This is a genomic window from Pedobacter sp. BS3 (genome assembly GCF_008274585.1).
In the GTDB taxonomy this organism is placed as follows: Bacteria; Bacteroidota; Bacteroidia; order Sphingobacteriales; family Sphingobacteriaceae; genus Hufsiella_A.
In genome coordinates this window covers 64323-81140 of sequence record NZ_VTRT01000003.1, presented here as the reverse complement: position 1 = coordinate 81140, position 16818 = coordinate 64323, and the positions used below count along the sequence as shown (strand labels likewise).

The following is a 16818-nucleotide window of genomic DNA, read 5'->3' as shown; positions in this document are numbered from 1 at the left end:
GCAAACGATACTATGTTATTTGCAAAGCGCTATCTTGTTGGAATATTCATCCTGATGCCGTCTGTATTATTGGCCAGTATACCGGTCAGGGACACGGTTACCCTAACTATTAGTGAGGCGGAAAAACGCTTTTTAGCCAATAATCTTGATTTAATAATAAGCCGTTATGATATTGACCGGGCAAAAGCCGGCATCATTACCGCCCGGTTGTTCGACAATCCGGAGCTTAGCTTTGAAAATGCGCTTTATAATCCAGAAACGAAGAAATTCTTTCAATCATCATATCCCGACGGGCAGTACTCAGCGCAGCTCTCGCAGCTGATCACGCTTGCCGGCAAACGCAATAAAAATATACAGCTGGCAAAAACCGATGCACGTATGGCCGAAGCCCGCTTTTACGATTTGCTGCGTACGCTTCGTTATACCCTGCGCACCGATTTTTATAAGCTATATTACCAGCAGCAGACCGCCGATGTATATGTTCGGCAGATAGAATCACTAAAGGAAATACTAGCGGCGTTCCGGCAGCAATACAGCAAAGGAAATATTGCGCTGAAGGATCTGCTGCGGATCCAATCTATGCTGTACAGCCTGCAATCAGAATACAATGAAGCGTTGGCTGCTCTTGAAGATACCCAGGCAGAATTACGACAGTTGGTTGGTATAGCGCCCCCGGCATGTATTCAGGCTTCCTGTCAGCCCGATTTTGATCATATCCCCTCGTTAACAGGTATTTCGTACCAGGCGCTCGTAGATTCGGCCATGTTACACCGTCCGGATATGCAGCTTGTTAAGCTGAACCTGCAATATGCCCGGGCAAATCTTAACCTGCAAAAGGCGTCGGCTGTGCCCGATATTACCCTGTCGCTTACCACAGATCTACAGGGCAGCTATATTAAACATTATACCGGCATCGGTATAAGCCTGCCTTTGCCTTTGTTTAACCGTAACCAGGGAGCTATTAAGCAGGCACGGATAGATGCGGATGCAGGCAGCATACAGGAGCAGAAACAGCAGCAGCTAATTGAGAACGAGGTATCGGGCAGCTACCTGAATGCTGTACGTATGCAACAGGCTTACGAAGGTATTGACAAAAATTTTAATGATGACTATAACCGCCTGATCGCCGAAGTAGGCCGGAGTTATCAGAAACGTACCATCAGCTTACTGGAATTTCTTGATTTTTATGATTCCTATAAAGAAAATGCTATCCAGTTTAATACAACAAGGCTCAATTATCTAACCAGTCTTGAAAATATAAACTATGTAACAGGCAACTCTTCATTCAACCGCTAAAGCCATGCAAAATCTACGATTGTTTTTATATGTCATCATAATGCCAGCCATTATTGTTTCGCTGTTCAGCGCTTGCTCAACTGGCGATAATAACACCATCCAGGAAAAAACGGACCAGAAGTTTACCGTAACAGATTCCTTGTTAAAGCAGCTGCTTATTGATACCGTTGCCCGTGAGGCAGCCGTTTCAGAGCTTACATTGACCGGTAAGGTAACTCCCGATGAAGATAAAATGGTTAAAATATATCCTATGGTAAGCGGATTAGTGCAGGATGTGAAAGTGCAATCGGGCGATTTTGTTAACCGGGGACAGGTGCTGGCTACCCTGCAAAGCGCCGAGGTTGCCGGTTTTTCTACCGAACTTATAAGCGCCGAAGCCGCGTTAAAAACAGCGCAGCGTAATCAGCAGGTAACAGCCGATTGGAGTAAAAGCGGGTTAGCTTCAGACCGTGATGTAGAGCTGGCTGCCGATGAATACCGCAAAGCCGAAGCCGAGTATCAGCGGGCAAAGGCTACTATGCAGCTGAATCCCTCAAAGGGTATGAGTTATGTAATTAAATCGCCGGTATCAGGTTTTGTTATCGAGAAAAATATTACCAATAACATGCAGGTAAGGAGCGATAACGCGGAAAACCTGTTTACCGTGGCCAACCTTTCGGATATGTGGGTAATGGCTAACGTGTATGAATCTGATATTGCCAAAGTAAAGACGGGCGATGATGTATGGATAAGCACACTGTCATACCCCGATAAAGTATTTAAAGGGAAAATAGACAAGGTTTATAACGTTATTGACCCGCAAAGCAAGGTTATGGGAGCCCGTATCCGGGTAAATAATCCGCAATTGCTGCTGAAGCCCGGTATGTTTGCCACGGTGACCATTACGACCCGCGAACGGCAAACACTCCCGGTAATTAATGCACGTTGCCTGGTGTTTGATGATGATAAAAGTTATGTGGTGGCGGTTGATACCGCCAACCATGTGCGGGTGCAGCCCGTGGTTATAGACCGAAAAGCCGGCGATAAGGTCTTTATCAGCAAAGGGCTTCATCCCGGCGACAGGATCATTGCATCGCGGCAGGTATTTTTGTATGAATCATTAAAAAACTAAAGTAAGAACCTACATCTGCCCAAATCATTTCAAACGGCATGAACAAATTCATTAAAGCGGTAATTGCTTTTGCGCTTAAAAACAAATATTTTGTATTCTTTGTAACAGGCCTGCTGGCCATTTTAGGATATGTCAGCTTTAAAAAAATAAGCATCGAAGCTTATCCTGATGTTACCAATACTTCGGTAACCATTATTACCCAATGGCCTGGCAGAAGCGCCGAAGAGGTAGAGCGTTTTGTAACCCGGCCCATTGAAATAGCGCTTAATCCGGCCGAGAAGAAAATCTCCATCCGGTCGTCATCGCTGTTTGGGCTTTCGGTGGTTAAAATAGCATTTGACGATGATGTGGATTATGCGTTTGCACGTGTCCAGGTGAATAATCATATTGCCGATGCCGACCTGCCCGAAGGTATACAGCCGGAAATTCAGCCTAACACCGGCCCAACCGGTGAGATCTACCGCTATACGCTTACCAGTAATAAAAAATCCATACGCGAATTGAAAACCCTGCAAGACTGGGTAATAGAACGTGAGTTGCTGTCCGTTTCGGGCGTGGCAGATGTAGTGAGTTTTGGCGGCGAGGTAAAGACTTACCAGATCACTGTTGACGCCCAGAAAGCCATGCAATATGGTGTGACCCCGCTGGAGCTGTACGAAGCTGTATCAAAAAGCAATGTAAACGTTGGCGGCGATGTTATTGTGCAGAGCGGTCAGGCGTATGTGGTGCGGGGTATCGGGGTATTGAATAATATCAGCGAGATCAACAATATTATTGTTGATAACATTAACGGGACACCGGTTTATGTGAGCAATATAGCCGAAGTTACGGAATCATCATTACCCCGTTTGGGACAGGTAGGCCGCGACAGGGATCCCGATGTGCTGGAAGGTATTGTGGTGATGCGTAAGGGCGAAAATCCCAGCGAAGTGATCAGGAATCTCAAGGAAAAGATCAGGCAGTTAAATACGCATACGTTACCTGATGACGTGAGGATAAAGCCGTTTTATGACCGTGAAGACCTGGTAAACCTGGCTTCGCATACGGTTATACATAATATGCTTGAAGGGATTTTGTTTGTTACCGTGATTGTATTCCTGTTTATGGCCGATTGGCGCACTACGCTGGTTGTGGGCGTTATCATACCATTAGCTCTGCTGTTTGCCTTTATCTGCCTCAAGCTTAAAGGAATGTCGGCTAACCTGTTATCTATGGGCGCCATTGACTTCGGTATTATTATAGACGGGGCCGTGGTTATGGTAGAAGGTATATTTGTGGCGTTAGACCATAAGGCCCGGCAAACGGGTATGGAACGGTTTAACCGCCTGAGCAAAGCCGGCATTATCAAAAAAGCCTGTCTGGAGAATGGTAAAGGGATATTTTTTGCCAAGCTCATTATCATCACCGGCCTGATGCCCATTTTTACATTTGAAAAAGTGGAAGGCAAGATGTTCTCGCCCCTGGCCTGGACACTGGGCTTTGCCTTGCTTGGAGCGTTGATATTTACGTTTACGCTGGTTCCTGCTTTGTCCGGCGTATTGCTGAAAAAGAATGTCAGGGAGAAGCACAACATTTTTGTAGAAGGACTTATCCGTAATGCCATGTGCCTGTCTCATTTCTGCTTTAAATTCAGGAAAATGGTGGTTGTGGTGGCATTATTGACCCTGGGTGTCAGCTTGTTTTGCTTCAAGCTGCTGGGAACGGAGTTCCTGCCCGAGCTGAACGAGGGCTCTATTTATGTGCGTGCTACGGGGCCGCTGAGCATCTCGCTTGACGAATCGAAAAAAATGGCTGATGATATCCGGAAGATATTTCTGAGCTTCGATGAGGTGAAGCAGGTATTATCGCAAACGGGACGCCCCAATGACGGAACCGATGCCACCGGCTTTTATAATATAGAGTTTCATGTAGATATCTATCCGCAGAATACCTGGAAACGCAAGGAGACCAAAGAGCAGCTTATTGAGCGTATGCAGCAAAAATTAAGCGCTTTTCCCGGTATCGACCTGAATTTTTCGCAGCCCATTATGGATAATGTGGAAGAAGCGGTATCGGGTGTAAAAGGCTCTATTGTGGTGAAATTGTTCGGGGAGGATTTTCATTATATCGAGCAGCAGGAAGAGCAGATAATGGCTATCCTGGCAAAGGTAAAAGGTATTGAAGATCTGGGGATTTTGCGGAACCTGGGTCAGCCGGAATTACGTATTGAGCTGGACCAGCAAAAAATGGCCCTGTACGGTGTAACGGCTGCCGATGCCAATGCTGTAGTAGAGATGGCCATAGGAGGGAAGGCCGCGACACAGATTTATGAAGGAGAACGTAAATTTGATTTGCGCATACGCTATCCCGAAGATTTCAGGAATAACGAGCAATCTATTGCCGCCCTGCGTGTACCCGCCCTTAACGGCAATAAAGTGCCTTTAGGCGAAATTGCCACCATCCGTAAAATTACAGGACTAAGCATGATATACCGGGATAAGCACCAGCGTTACGGGGCGATTAAATTTTCGGTAAGAGGCCGTGATATGGGGAGCGCTGTGCAGGAAGCCCGTCAGAAAGTTAATGCGCAGATAAAGCTTCATAAAGATTATCACCTGGAGTGGGCCGGTGATTTTGAAAACCAGCAACGGGCTACAGCACGTCTTTCGCAGGTAGTACCTGTGAGCTTGCTCATTATATTTTTTATCCTCTTTGTATTGTTTGGTAATGTGAAAGACGCGTTACTGGTGCTGAATAATGTGCCTTTTGCCATTATGGGAGGCATATTAGCCTTACTGTTCACCGGCGTTAATTTCAGCATATCGGCGGGGATAGGGTTTATCGCGTTATTTGGTATTTGCGTACAGAACGGCGTAATTCTTATCGCTAAATTTAAGTCGAACATACAAGAGATGAGGCATCACCCCGGCATTACGCTGGTAGATGCATTGAAGCAAGGGGTGCAGGTGCGCATCCGGCCGGTTGTTATGACTGCTATGATGGCTGCCATCGGGTTATTACCGGCGGCAATCTCTACAGGTATCGGCTCTGAAGCCTCTAAACCCCTAGCCATTGTGGTTATCAGCGGACTGATAAGCGGTACTTTGTTCAATCTATTTGTATTCCCGGTAATATTTTACTGGGCGTATAATAAAGCTGTACAGAAGCATCATCTTGGTACGTTGTAAGTTATACGTTGTACGTTATATATAAGGTTAAAATATAGCCCCAGCCCTTGATACTCGATACTAAATAATTGATACTCAATACTCTAACAATACTAACAAACAATAAGAATGATATTATTATTTCTAAACATTGGTACACCGGAGCTCATGCTGATATTATTTGTTGTGCTGCTGCTATTCGGTGGTAAAAAATTACCTGAAATTGCTAAGGGATTAGGTAAAGGAATTCGGGAGTTTAAGGATGCATCTGAAGGGATTAAGCGTGATCTGAACTCAGAGATAAATAACTTTGCCGACAAAGCAAAAAATGAGCACCCTGAACAAGCTTCTTCGGAAGATCCTGAGAACCAGGATTAATAATTCAAATATAATTATTGCGTTGCTCTGGTTTTATCTGATACAGGGCTGACCAAAAGTCAAAAAGCAGCGTCATTTCGACGATCCCGAAGTCTCGGGAGAGGAGACCACGAAGTAGCTGCGAAGCAAAATCTTCTTCCTAAGCACTTCTGGCGTAAATCCTTCTCCTGAAACTTTAGGATAGGGGTGACGAGGGCTTTTTGGTTAGCTCCGTATAGAATTCATATAAAACCGTTGTTCTGTTCGATAACGCTAAACTCCGGCTTAGGCTATTACCCATAAGTTTCCGACTTTTACTCCGCAAAAGACTACGGGGGCTGGATAACCTCACACAGGTAAACAATCTTTTTTCATACCAAAGCAATTAAAAGCTAAAGTTAATGATTTTGCTATGGAAACTTTTGAATTGAAAAAAGTTTCCATAGTTTTGCATCGCTTTTTAAGTTTGACGATGTGGATGTAAAAGAACGGATATTGACAGAATGCGATACTTTATTTTGCCGTTATGGCATAAAAAGTGTTACCATGGATGATATAGCCAGGCATCTGGGCATATCAAAGAAAACAATATACCAGCATTTTAAAGACAAAAGTGACCTGGTTTATCAGTTAATAGACAATCGGCTGCAAAGTCAGATGTGCATTATTGACGAAAACAGCCAGGTTGCGACCAACGCGGTAGAAGAAATTTATTTGTCTGTAACACAAATGCAGCATTTGTTGTCTAATACCCATGTGATGTTATTTTACGACTTGCAGAAATATCATCCGGATGCGTGGTTGCTGTTTAAAAGGTTCAGGGAAAAGTGCTTGTATGATAAAGTATATGCTAACCTGGAACGCGGAATAAAAGAAGGTTATTTCAGGACTGAAATGAACCTTGAAATTATAACCATGATGCGGGTTGAGCAGATTGACGTAGCGTTTAACCAGAGCCTGCATCCCGACAGCAAACACAGTGTGCTGCAGGTTATGGTAGAATTAACGGAGCATTATTTGTACGGCATTTGCAATGCTAAGGGATATAAAATGATTGAGAAACTGAAACAAAATACTGAAGCTAATAAACTACAATAAAAGCATAAACAGAGACACAACTATTTAAAACAAATAATCAATGAAGCGACTATTTCTTATAGCATATTCACTGCTGCTTCCGGGGATAAGTTTATATGCCCAGCAGCCCGATACCAGCCGTACCCATACATTTAACTTACAGCAATGTATTGATTACGCCTATGAGCACCAGGTAGATATGAAAAATGCTGCACTGGATATTAAAAAAGCAGAGTATAAAGTAAAAGAAACTATTGGCATTGGCCTGCCGCAAATTAGCGGAAAAGCCGATTTTCAGGATTACGTGAAAAGTCCTACCATCTTGTTTCCCGATTTTATCAGCCAGGCAATTTATGGCGTAATTAAAAATGAGGATATCCGCGACGCTAACGGTCAGCCTATAACCATGCCCTCCAACTTAGGCGGTACGCAGGAAGTTTCATTCCAGCAGAAATACAATTCAAGCTTAGGATTGAATGTAACGCAGTTGCTATTTGACGGAAGTTATTTAGTAGGGCTGCAGGCATCAAAAACATACAAGGAACTATCCAGCAGAAGCTATGCCCGTACCCGTGTGGAAACAAACGCGGCCGTATCGAAAGCCTATTACCAGGTTTTGGTAAGCGATCAGCAGATCAGGTTATTTGATGCTAATATTAAAACGCTGAAGCAGCAGCTTGACGAAACCACCGCGTTAAACAAACAAGGCTTTGCAGAAAAGGTAGATGTTGACAGGCTCACCGTACAGTACAATAACCTGATAACCAATCGCGATAACGCCATACGGTCAATGGCCTTAGGCTACCAGATGCTCAAATTCCAGATGGGTATGCCGGTTTCCGACATGCTGATCATCCCGGAAAAGATAGAAGATATCAAACTGGATGAAGGCGAGCTTGCCGCGACAACCGATACAACCGCTTACCGGAACAGGATAGAGTATCAGTTATTGGAAACTCAGTTAAAATTGAACCAGTTGGATCTGAAACGGTATAAAAGCCAGTATCTGCCATCGTTGGCGGCATTTGGAAGCAGCTCATTAATGTACCAGGAAAACTCATTTAAAAAATTGTACGACACCAGCTATCCCACTACTGTTGTCGGTTTACAATTAAACGTGCCCATTTTTAGCGGATTACAGCGTTTAAACCAGGTTCGGCAGGCCAAAGTAGAGGTTGAAAAAAGTAAAAATACCCTGCTGAATGCCAAAAATGGTATCAACCTCGAAGTAGAGCAGGCCCGGATCAATTTCCGCAATAACATCAATTCGCTCAATAACCAGAAAAAGAACATGGATCTGGCTAACGAGGTGTTGCGGGTATCCAAGATCAAATACCAGCAGGGCGTGGGTTCAAGCGTTGAAGTAACCCAGGCGCAAACATCGCTGGAAACAGCCGAAGTAAACTATATCGAGGCATTATATAATGCACTGGTTAGTAAAGTTGATTTAAACAAAGCATACGGAAATATTAAATAATCATATCTCAATAAAAAACATGAAACACGTAACTTACTTATTATTGCTTGTTTTCCTCTACTCATGCGGAAATAAGCCACAAAATAAACAGGCAGAGCTGGCTAAGCTCAAAAAGCAGCAAGCCGAAATTGCCCAGAAAATAGAAAAGCTGGAAGCTGAAATGGGCACTAAAGATTCTACGCGTACCATAGATGTTTCGGCAATTGCCATTGCACCGGCTCCGTTTACCACCTATATCCAGGTACAGGGAACCATAGATGCCGACGAGAATGTAACAGCTAACGCTGAAATGGGCGGGGTAATAACCAACATTTATGTAAAGGCTGGTCAGCAGGTACATAAAGGTCAGGTGCTGGTGCAATTAGATAACAAGGCCATGCAACAGCAGATAGCCCAGGCCGAAAGCCAGGTGCAGTTAACCAATACCCTGTATGAGCGTCAGAAAAACCTGTGGGATCAGAAAATAGGCACCGAAGTACAATATCTTCAGGCCAAAACAAACCGCGATGTTGCACAACGTCAGCTATCAACATTAAAGGCACAGGCATCCATGTATCGTATGGTATCGCCTATTGATGGCACGGTAGACCAGATGGATTTAAAAATAGGCCAGGCAATACAACCCGGAATGCAGGGCTTGCGCATTGTTAACCTTAACAAGCTAAAAGTTAAAGCCGGCGTGGCAGAATCGTACGCCGGAATGGTGAACCAGGGCGATCGCGTGCTGGTTAAAATTCCGGATGCTGCTGATTCGGTGAGCACAACCATCAGCTACGCATCAAAAGTAATTGATCCCAGCTCACGAAGCTTTAATGTTGAAGTTAAACTTCCCGCTAAGAAAAATCTGAAACCTAATATGACCGCCGAGCTGAACATTGTAGGCTATAAGAAAGCTAATGCCATTACCGTTCCGCTTAAAGCGATACAGAAAACCGGGCAGGGCACATTTGTATTTCTTGCCGAAGGCAATAAAGCCAAAAAAGCCGATATAAAAATTGGCAATACGTATGGCGGCAAAACCGAAGTGCTTTCAGGTTTAAAAACCGGCGATAAGGTGATTGTTGAAGGAGCCCAGGAGCTGGAAGAAGGCGATCAGGTGAATATCGTAGAGTAATTATAAAGGTATCAATAGGATTATGTCAAATATAGACAGATGTATAAAATCGGTTTTCATATTGTTGATTTTAAGTCTGTTATCTGTTTTGGCTTTTGATCCCGAACCCCGAATTACTCGGGGGAATTTTTCTCCCGACCATTCGGGATACGGGATTCAACTTTTGAATTTTGACTTAAGTATAGCATGAAAGACATAGAAAAAGAATTTAAGCCGTCAAGCTGGGCCATTGATAATAAAACGGCCATTTATGTGCTTACGTTTATTATCGCCGTTATGGGGCTTATCGGGTATGTAAACCTGCCCAAAGAGAACTTTCCCGAGGTGCAGATACCAAAGGTATTTGTACAGACCGTATATCCGGGGACATCGCCCGAAAATATGGAGAAGCTGGTTACCAAGCAGATTGAGAAGCAGTTAAAGTCTACGCAAGGACTAAAAAAGCTGACCTCAAACTCTTACCAGGATTACTCGTTCATTACCGCCGAGTTTGATATTAATGTGGATAAAACGGTGGCTAAGCAGCGTGTGCAGGATGCTGTGGATAAAGCCCGGCCGGATCTTCCACAAGGCGACAGCCGCTTTAAGGAGCCGCAGGTAATTGACATTAACCTTTCGGATTTGCCCATCATGTATATTAACCTTTCGGGAGATTATAACCTGAAACGGTTAAAAGAGTATGCCGATGGTTTGCAGGAGCGCATTGAAAGCTTCCCCGAAATATCAAAGGTAGATATTGTGGGAGCGCTTGACCGCGAGATACAAATTAATGTTGATCTGAACAAGATGGCGGCAGCTCAATTGGGCTTCGCCGATATTATTCAGGCTGTAGGCAATGAAAATATTACGTCATCTGGCGGGACTGTGCCCATTGATGGTGTACGTCGAACCATTAACGTAAAGATGGACTTTAAAGCTGCCGACCAGATCAATAACCTGGTTATTGAAAATCCGTCGGGGAAAGCTATTTACCTGCGTGATATTGCCGAGGTAAAGGATGATTTTAAGACACAGGAAAGCTATGCCCGGTTATATGGCAAAAATGTGATCACGCTGAACGTAGTAAAACGCAGTGGTCAGAACCTGATCGAGGCATCGGATAAGATACGGGATCTGATTACCGAAATGCAGAAAACCGAACTTCCAAGAGGTTTAAAGGTGACCATTACCGGCGACCAGTCTGACCAGACCCGTGTTACACTGCACGATCTGATAAATACCATTATTATCGGCTTTATACTGGTAACCGTTATCCTGATGTTCTTTATGGGCGTAACTAATGCCGTGTTTGTGGCATTGTCTGTTCCTATTTCATGCTTCCTGGCTTTCCTTGCCATGCCGGCCCTGGGCGGGATATTCGGGTTTTCGTTTACGCTGAACATGATCGTGCTCTTCTCGCTGCTGCTGGCTCTGGGTATTGTGGTAGACGATGCCATTGTGGTGATTGAAAATACACACCGAATTTTTAATAACGGGGAAGTGCCGATTGTAAAGGCTGCTAAAATCGCGGCTGGCGAAGTGTTCATGCCCGTACTTTCGGGAACCCTGACCACGTTGGCTCCGTTTGTGCCCCTGCTGTTCTGGAACAGTATTATCGGTAAGTTCATGTTCTTCCTGCCGGCAACCCTGATTGTTACCCTGGTCGCGTCGCTTATTGTGGCCTACATCATCAATCCGGTTTTTGCCGTTGATTTCATGAAGCCTCATCAGGAGCATGAACATGGCAAACCGACCTTTGATCGTAAGGTGAAACGTACAGTAATTGGTTTTGCCATTTTCGCAATAATTGGTTACCTGATCAATATAGGTATAGGCAACTTCGTGGTTTTCATGCTGGTGCTGTACCTGCTCCATCATTTTGTGCTCGAAGGAATTATTAAGCGTTTCCAGGAAAACGCCTGGCCGAAGTTCCAGGGCTGGTACGTAAAACGCCTGGTTTGGTTCCTGCATCGCCCGTGGACAACCCTGTTAGGAACGTTCGGGCTGTTCTTTGTTGCCATCGGGTTTACCATTGTTCGTAATCCCAAAGTAGAGTTTTTCCCATCGGCAGACCCTAACTTTGTATATGTATATATTTCGTTGCCCGTAGGTACCGATCAGGCTTACACCAACCAGGTAACCAAACAGGTAGAAGATCGCGTAACGAAAGCGGTAACCAATAAAGACGGCAAAATCGATCCTGCAGTATCTTCCATTATTTCAAACGTGACTATCGGGGTGACCGACCCGCAGGATGAAGACCAGGGAAATTACCCGAATAAAGGTAAGGTGACTGTTGCCTTTGTGGAATACGGCAAGCGTAACGGGGCTGATACCAAGCAATATTTGTCGAAAATACGGAATGCTGTGCAGGGAATACCTGGCGCCGAAATCAGTGTAGCGCAGGAGCAGGGCGGCCCGCCAACGCAAAAGCCTATCAGTATTGAAATTACAGGCGATAACCTGGATACGCTGGTCAAAGCTTCAGAACGTTTAAAAAACTATCTGGTTAAAAAGAACATTGAGGGTGTTGAAGAGCTGAAATCTGATTTTCAGAATAATAAGCCCGAAGTAGTATTCGATGTTGACCGTGAGCGTGCCAACCGGCAAAATATTACATCGAACCAGATTGCACAAAACCTGGGAGCAGCAATATATGGTGCCGAGGCTTCCAAATTCCATGACCAGAAAGAGGATTACCCGATCAATGTACGGGCCATAGAATCGCAGCGTAACAGTATAGATGCCTTGCGCAACATGAAAATGACCTACCGGGATATGGCAATGGGCGGTCAGATCAGGCAGGTTCCCGTTTCAGCTGTAGCTGATGTGAATTATGTAAACTCGTATGGCGGCATCAAACGTAAGCAGCAAAAACGCATCATTATATTGTCGTCAAACGTGCTTACCGGATATAACGCCAATGAGGTGGTAGCCGCTATACAGCGAAATATCAACAGTTTCAAGGCTCCGGCAGGGGTAACCATAAAAATGGCCGGTGAGCAGGAAGACCAGAAAGAAGCTGCTTCATTCTTATTTGGAGCATTACTTTCGGCCATTGGGATGATCGTGCTGATCCTGATCCTGCTGTTTAACTCGGTGGGTAAAACCCTCATCATCCTGAGCGAGATATTCTTTAGTATCATCGGTGTGCTGTTAGGCTTGTCAATCTTTAACATGAGCTTTGTGATTGTAATGACCATGGTCGGAATTATAGCCCTGGCCGGTGTGGTGGTACGTAACGGTATTTTGCTGGTAGAGTTCTCAGATTATATGATGGTGCAAGGGATGTCGGGCTATGAAGCGGCTGTAGAGGCCGGTCGTACCCGGATGACGCCGGTAATTTTAACGGCTATTGCCGCTATATTGGGTCTGCTGCCGTTGGCAATAGGATTCAATATAGACTTTGTAGCATTGTTCACCGAACTCAATCCGCACATTTACCTGGGTGGCGATAACGTAGCTTTCTGGGGGCCATTATCGTGGACCATGATATTCGGTTTGGCTTTCGGAACATTCCTGACCCTGATATTAGTTCCATGTATGTATTTAATACGTATTAATGTGAAAAACTGGATCAGGAAAAAGTTGGGCAAAAAGCCAAACGAACAAGCTGTGCTGCAACCAGCAACTGAACATGCATAATAGAAAACGCCGGGCTTTACCCGGCGTTTTTGTTTGAATGGTAGAGGCATCTCCGCTTAAAACAATATTGTTTTGCTTAGAAAAGATCTGAATGAGAGCCCAATCGCACTAGTTTAATTGTATTGTCATTACTTATTTCAATCCAAATAATAAGCAGGTCGGACTTAATATGGCATTCCCAATTATCTTTATAATTGCCAGATAACTTATGGACTTTGTACTTTCTATCAAGCCCTTTAGAACCCACGATCGCTAATTCTTTTTCTATAAATTTTTAACCAGCCCAAAATCTTTTATAGACCGTTTCTTAAGCAGTTTTAAATCTTTAAGAAACTTGTTAGTATTAGTCTAATACAAACATTAGATACCATCAAAAAACGCCTTTAAGTCTGTAATCCGTTTTGTTTTACCTTTCCGGGCATCTTCTATAGCCTTAATAGTTTCGGTATTAGGTGTATGATCAAGGTCACAACCTTCGTTAGTTGGGGTCACTATCTTAACATCAAGTTCTTTTAAAAGCTGTTTAATCAGATTGGCTTTCTTATCAGGTACCTGTATAGTTAGTGTTGTCATGCCTGTGAGTTTTATACAAATATACCAATAAATATTTTCGATGGATATTCTTCACGCAAGTAACCGGCTTTGTCAACTTTCTGTACCGTTGCAAAGTAAAGCTGACAAAGCTATGTCAACAAAAGAATAGAGAAGCAAAATGAAAAAGCAATATTAACAACTGAATTGTAATACTTTGTAAATCTAAAGGAACTCAGGTCAATAACTATTTTCGGCAGATATTCTTCACGCAAAACTCATGACGGTTTTACGCCAAGTCCGCAAAGGGGACCCAGTGTTTTGAGCGCACTATTCTTTTAGAGTCTGTTAAGTTAGCTGCTGGTGGGGGACACCAGCAGCGGCGGAAAGTCATGGACGGTGTCTTCACCGTCCATTAAACTGCAAAACCTTCAGGCCTGCTGTTGTCTTCAAATGGGGTTTGTTGACCTGGTTTTTGTATGAATTAGACAAACGGTAGTTTATAAATCATCTGTTGCCCAAAACCAGGTAAATTAATACGCTGACAGAAGCAACCAACCCTGCAAGTAAGATAACCGGTATGGCGACGTTTCTTTTCTTCCTGTCTTTTTTTAGGGCCCTCCACATAAAAAAGCTGGCAATGCCAAAAGGGTAGGCGACAACCAAGGCTATCCAGTAAACCCAGACTACTCCGGTAACGGCAAACCAGCATGCAAACAGCATGGCAATACTAAAACAGATGTCATTTTTTGTTACCATAAGTTTTGCTATTAAATGGGTTGTTAATGCAGCACCCCCGGATTACTTAGCGATTTCGGGTAAAATATTAGCAGGAATTTCATAACCCGTAATCTGCTGCGGTTTATTTACCCGGAATGATTTGACAAGAAATATCGCGTAATACCCGATCAGCATCAGCCTGACGAATATGCTGAGCCCGCCGGATATAGGCAGGTAATAAAATATCAGGAACAGGATGACTACTATTACAAAAGTAAACGCTATGTTGCCATAAAAAACAAAGGGCGTTTGCCCGGCGTACAAATTGCAATACGGGTTTGTGTTCTTTACCCTTTTTACCAGCTCTTTAACAAAGGGTATGTACGTATCGGCCTGGTTATTAAATGTGGCCATACCTTCGTAGCTGCTTGAAAGAATATCGGCTGTTTTTTGCCCTGCGGTTATTTTGCAGCAGTAATTGTTAAGCCGGTAACGGTTATTGGCCAGGTAGCTTAGCCTGATGCTTTGCACTTTCTGGTATGGAATTAACGCATCGGTTTTGCCTTCCTGCCGGCATAGTATACCTTCATCTGTAAGCTCCCAATACTGGGTTTTTTCGAGCGCTGATTTTCTGAATATATAGCTGGTATTCATAGTTTTGTTTTTAATTTAGTTTTAATCACTTATTACTTAACCAGGATTAACCAGGAAGTCTATTACACTTCTTTGCTGGTTTCATCTATAAAAAGGCTCTGCCGCTTTACTAAATGTGGACTTTTCTATTATAGTTTCATCAAAAACAATGGCGTTGTATTTGGGCAGCAACAGGCAAATTATCCTGAGTGCTGTTTCTCTTGTTTATGAGATTTTAATGGTTCAGGATAATTTTAAAAGGACTATCCTGAACCATTGGTTAATTCATTTCAACCTGCCCGGGCATCAGTACAGGCATTTTAACGACTATTACATATACAAATCGTTCCATAATTATAGTATTATAAGTTAGCCTTTGCGCATTTGCACTGCACGTGCCACAAAAGCATCCACCCATTTTTCAATGGCATGTGTTGCGGCAGCCTTGTACTTACTGCGTGTAGTTTGAATGAGCACGGGTGTCAATTCTTTTGCAAAGGCAAATTGCTTAGCAAGGCCGCTTCTGGCTTTCGAAGGGTCTTCGGTCATGGTCTCTGCATACGCTCCGGGGGCAGGAATATCATTCCATTGGTACAGGTATTCAGGCCAGCCTTTAGAGCCCCAGGCATAAGTCCATTGTTTATTATCCTGATCGCCTACACGAAACTCGGGGTTGATTGCCCATGTGTATTTCTTAGTGGTGGTTGCAGGGTAGTACCAACCATCGAAAAGATCTTTGCGGGCCGTAGTTTTGAGATCGAGATTAAGCACTACATCGGCAAAATCCACATTTACTTTGAAGGCTGCCGCTACACAGTCAAGGTCTTTCGCAAAATCCTGTGCCCGTTTACCCTTTCCACCAGCAAAACCAGCCATGCCGGAGTGCACGATCTTTCCTTTATGTGCGGTTGATGCTACCCATTTGTTGCCACCGGTTTCTTTCTTTGAATCATCTTCTGATTTTTCGTCATCACTGCCAATTTTCTGGTAAAATTCGGTGGCTGTAACCTGGTTCCATCCAACGGTATCGATACCATTCTCTTTCAGCTTCTTTTGAAAGTAATCATAAAAGTGATCGGTAAGGCCCTGAAAATCGTCGTTTGTAAGATCACCATCGGTAGTTTCAAGATACGCTGTAACCCTTGCTCCGGCAATCTGACGTGAGCCTTTTTCCTGCACAACAGTTCTTGCGGTGGTGGTCAGTTTGTAGTTAACCGTGAGTTCGGTAATGGCTAACTTTTTAAGTTTAGGGATGAGTTTGGACTTTTCCCAATTAAATTGGGTAGCATCGGGCTTCTCCTTGGGGTCGTCTTTTTTCTTTTGAGCCATTGATGGCGTGCTGAGGGCAAATAATACCGCCAAAGTGATAATAGTTTTTTTGTTCATTTTTTTAAATTTAGATTGTTAATAAATAGTATGTATGGGCATTGTGTCATTGTTACCTCTTTCCCTGTTTTATAGGTTTCATAACAGTAAGTGTTTATGATATGCTATTACAGAAAGACAAGTAAATGTAATAGCGTACCTATGCCGGATATATACCCAGAAATACGGATTTTGAAAGGAGGAAGAAGGCCCAACCCAACCCTCCCTGAGGGAGGGAGCTTGGCAGTGCTATTGTGTTATATTCAGTGCTTCGGCGATTTGAGTTTTATTATGGGTTACGTGGAATAGCAATACAACGTGGCTAACAATACAGCAATATCGCAATTTCACAATTAAATTGTTGTGT

The 16818-nt window shown here is 43.7% G+C and carries 13 protein-coding genes; 8 read left to right on the top strand and 5 right to left on the bottom strand.

Annotated elements, in window-relative coordinates:
• The first annotated feature begins 12 nt into the window (after nucleotides 1-12).
• The 8 genes from FW774_RS09050 (at nucleotide 13) to FW774_RS09015 (ending at nucleotide 13202) form a co-directional block, all read left to right on the top strand.
• Complete coding sequence (locus FW774_RS09050; RefSeq protein WP_149347865.1) at nucleotides 13-1296, top strand: TolC family protein; 1284 nt, start codon at nucleotides 13-15, stop codon at nucleotides 1294-1296.
• A 40-nt stretch (nucleotides 1297-1336) separates the two neighbouring features.
• Nucleotides 1337-2407 (top strand): efflux RND transporter periplasmic adaptor subunit, encoded by a 1071-nt coding sequence (locus FW774_RS09045; protein WP_242457781.1) that lies wholly within the window; start codon nucleotides 1337-1339, stop codon nucleotides 2405-2407.
• A gap of 38 nt (nucleotides 2408-2445) precedes the next feature.
• A complete protein-coding gene (locus FW774_RS09040; RefSeq protein ID WP_149347863.1) occupies nucleotides 2446-5574 on the top strand; it encodes an efflux RND transporter permease subunit in 3129 nt (1042 codons plus the stop codon).
• Between the two features lie 108 nt (nucleotides 5575-5682).
• On the top strand, nucleotides 5683-5931 hold the full coding sequence (locus FW774_RS09035; protein WP_149347862.1) for a twin-arginine translocase TatA/TatE family subunit: 249 nt from the start codon (nucleotides 5683-5685) through the stop codon (nucleotides 5929-5931).
• 453 nt (nucleotides 5932-6384) lie between these two features.
• The gene (locus tag FW774_RS09030) at nucleotides 6385-7008 is read left to right on the top strand and encodes a TetR/AcrR family transcriptional regulator (RefSeq protein ID WP_149347861.1); all 624 of its coding nucleotides are present in this window, start codon (nucleotides 6385-6387) and stop codon (nucleotides 7006-7008) included.
• Nucleotides 7009-7048: 40 nt separating this feature from the next.
• A complete protein-coding gene (locus FW774_RS09025; RefSeq protein ID WP_149347860.1) occupies nucleotides 7049-8464 on the top strand; it encodes a TolC family protein in 1416 nt (471 codons plus the stop codon).
• A gap of 19 nt (nucleotides 8465-8483) precedes the next feature.
• Nucleotides 8484-9578 (top strand): efflux RND transporter periplasmic adaptor subunit, encoded by a 1095-nt coding sequence (locus FW774_RS09020; protein WP_149347859.1) that lies wholly within the window; start codon nucleotides 8484-8486, stop codon nucleotides 9576-9578.
• Nucleotides 9579-9764: 186 nt separating this feature from the next.
• Complete coding sequence (locus FW774_RS09015; RefSeq protein WP_149347858.1) at nucleotides 9765-13202, top strand: efflux RND transporter permease subunit; 3438 nt, start codon at nucleotides 9765-9767, stop codon at nucleotides 13200-13202.
• Nucleotides 13203-13278: 76 nt separating this feature from the next.
• Here the strand turns inward: FW774_RS09015 and FW774_RS20875 are convergent, their stop codons facing one another.
• The 5 genes from FW774_RS20875 to FW774_RS08990 all read right to left on the bottom strand — a co-directional run bounded on the left by FW774_RS20875 (nucleotide 13279) and on the right by FW774_RS08990 (nucleotide 16472).
• Nucleotides 13279-13449, bottom strand: a complete 171-nt coding sequence (locus FW774_RS20875; RefSeq protein WP_197739831.1) for a type II toxin-antitoxin system mRNA interferase toxin, RelE/StbE family — start codon at nucleotides 13447-13449, stop codon at nucleotides 13279-13281.
• A 113-nt stretch (nucleotides 13450-13562) separates the two neighbouring features.
• Nucleotides 13563-13775: a hypothetical protein gene (locus tag FW774_RS09005; protein ID WP_149347857.1), complete on the bottom strand. Its 213-nt coding sequence runs from the start codon at nucleotides 13773-13775 to the stop codon at nucleotides 13563-13565.
• A 465-nt stretch (nucleotides 13776-14240) separates the two neighbouring features.
• On the bottom strand, nucleotides 14241-14492 hold the full coding sequence (locus FW774_RS09000) for a hypothetical protein (RefSeq protein ID WP_149347856.1): 252 nt from the start codon (nucleotides 14490-14492) through the stop codon (nucleotides 14241-14243).
• A 42-nt stretch (nucleotides 14493-14534) separates the two neighbouring features.
• Nucleotides 14535-15107, bottom strand: coding sequence for a hypothetical protein (locus FW774_RS08995; RefSeq protein WP_149347855.1), 573 nt, complete (start codon nucleotides 15105-15107; stop codon nucleotides 14535-14537).
• A gap of 348 nt (nucleotides 15108-15455) precedes the next feature.
• A complete protein-coding gene (locus tag FW774_RS08990) occupies nucleotides 15456-16472 on the bottom strand; it encodes a hypothetical protein (protein ID WP_149347854.1) in 1017 nt (338 codons plus the stop codon).
• Between the last annotated feature and the right edge of the window lie 346 nt (nucleotides 16473-16818).

Excerpts from the sequence above, each read along its gene's own strand:
- FW774_RS09050 (WP_149347865.1), top strand. The coding sequence starts at position 13 with ATGTTATTTGCAAAGCGCTATCTTGTTGGAATATTCATCCTGATGCCG.
- FW774_RS09045 (WP_242457781.1), top strand. The coding sequence starts at position 1,337 with ATGCCAGCCATTATTGTTTCGCTGTTCAGCGCTTGCTCAACTGGCGAT.
- FW774_RS09040 (WP_149347863.1), top strand. The coding sequence starts at position 2,446 with ATGAACAAATTCATTAAAGCGGTAATTGCTTTTGCGCTTAAAAACAAA.
- FW774_RS09035 (WP_149347862.1), top strand. The coding sequence starts at position 5,683 with ATGATATTATTATTTCTAAACATTGGTACACCGGAGCTCATGCTGATA.
- FW774_RS09025 (WP_149347860.1), top strand. The coding sequence starts at position 7,049 with ATGAAGCGACTATTTCTTATAGCATATTCACTGCTGCTTCCGGGGATA.
- FW774_RS09020 (WP_149347859.1), top strand. The coding sequence starts at position 8,484 with ATGAAACACGTAACTTACTTATTATTGCTTGTTTTCCTCTACTCATGC.
- FW774_RS09015 (WP_149347858.1), top strand. The coding sequence starts at position 9,765 with ATGAAAGACATAGAAAAAGAATTTAAGCCGTCAAGCTGGGCCATTGAT.
- FW774_RS09005 (WP_149347857.1), bottom strand. The coding sequence starts at position 13,775 with ATGACAACACTAACTATACAGGTACCTGATAAGAAAGCCAATCTGATT.
- FW774_RS09000 (WP_149347856.1), bottom strand. The coding sequence starts at position 14,492 with ATGGTAACAAAAAATGACATCTGTTTTAGTATTGCCATGCTGTTTGCA.
- FW774_RS08995 (WP_149347855.1), bottom strand. The coding sequence starts at position 15,107 with ATGAATACCAGCTATATATTCAGAAAATCAGCGCTCGAAAAAACCCAG.
- FW774_RS08990 (WP_149347854.1), bottom strand. The coding sequence starts at position 16,472 with ATGAACAAAAAAACTATTATCACTTTGGCGGTATTATTTGCCCTCAGC.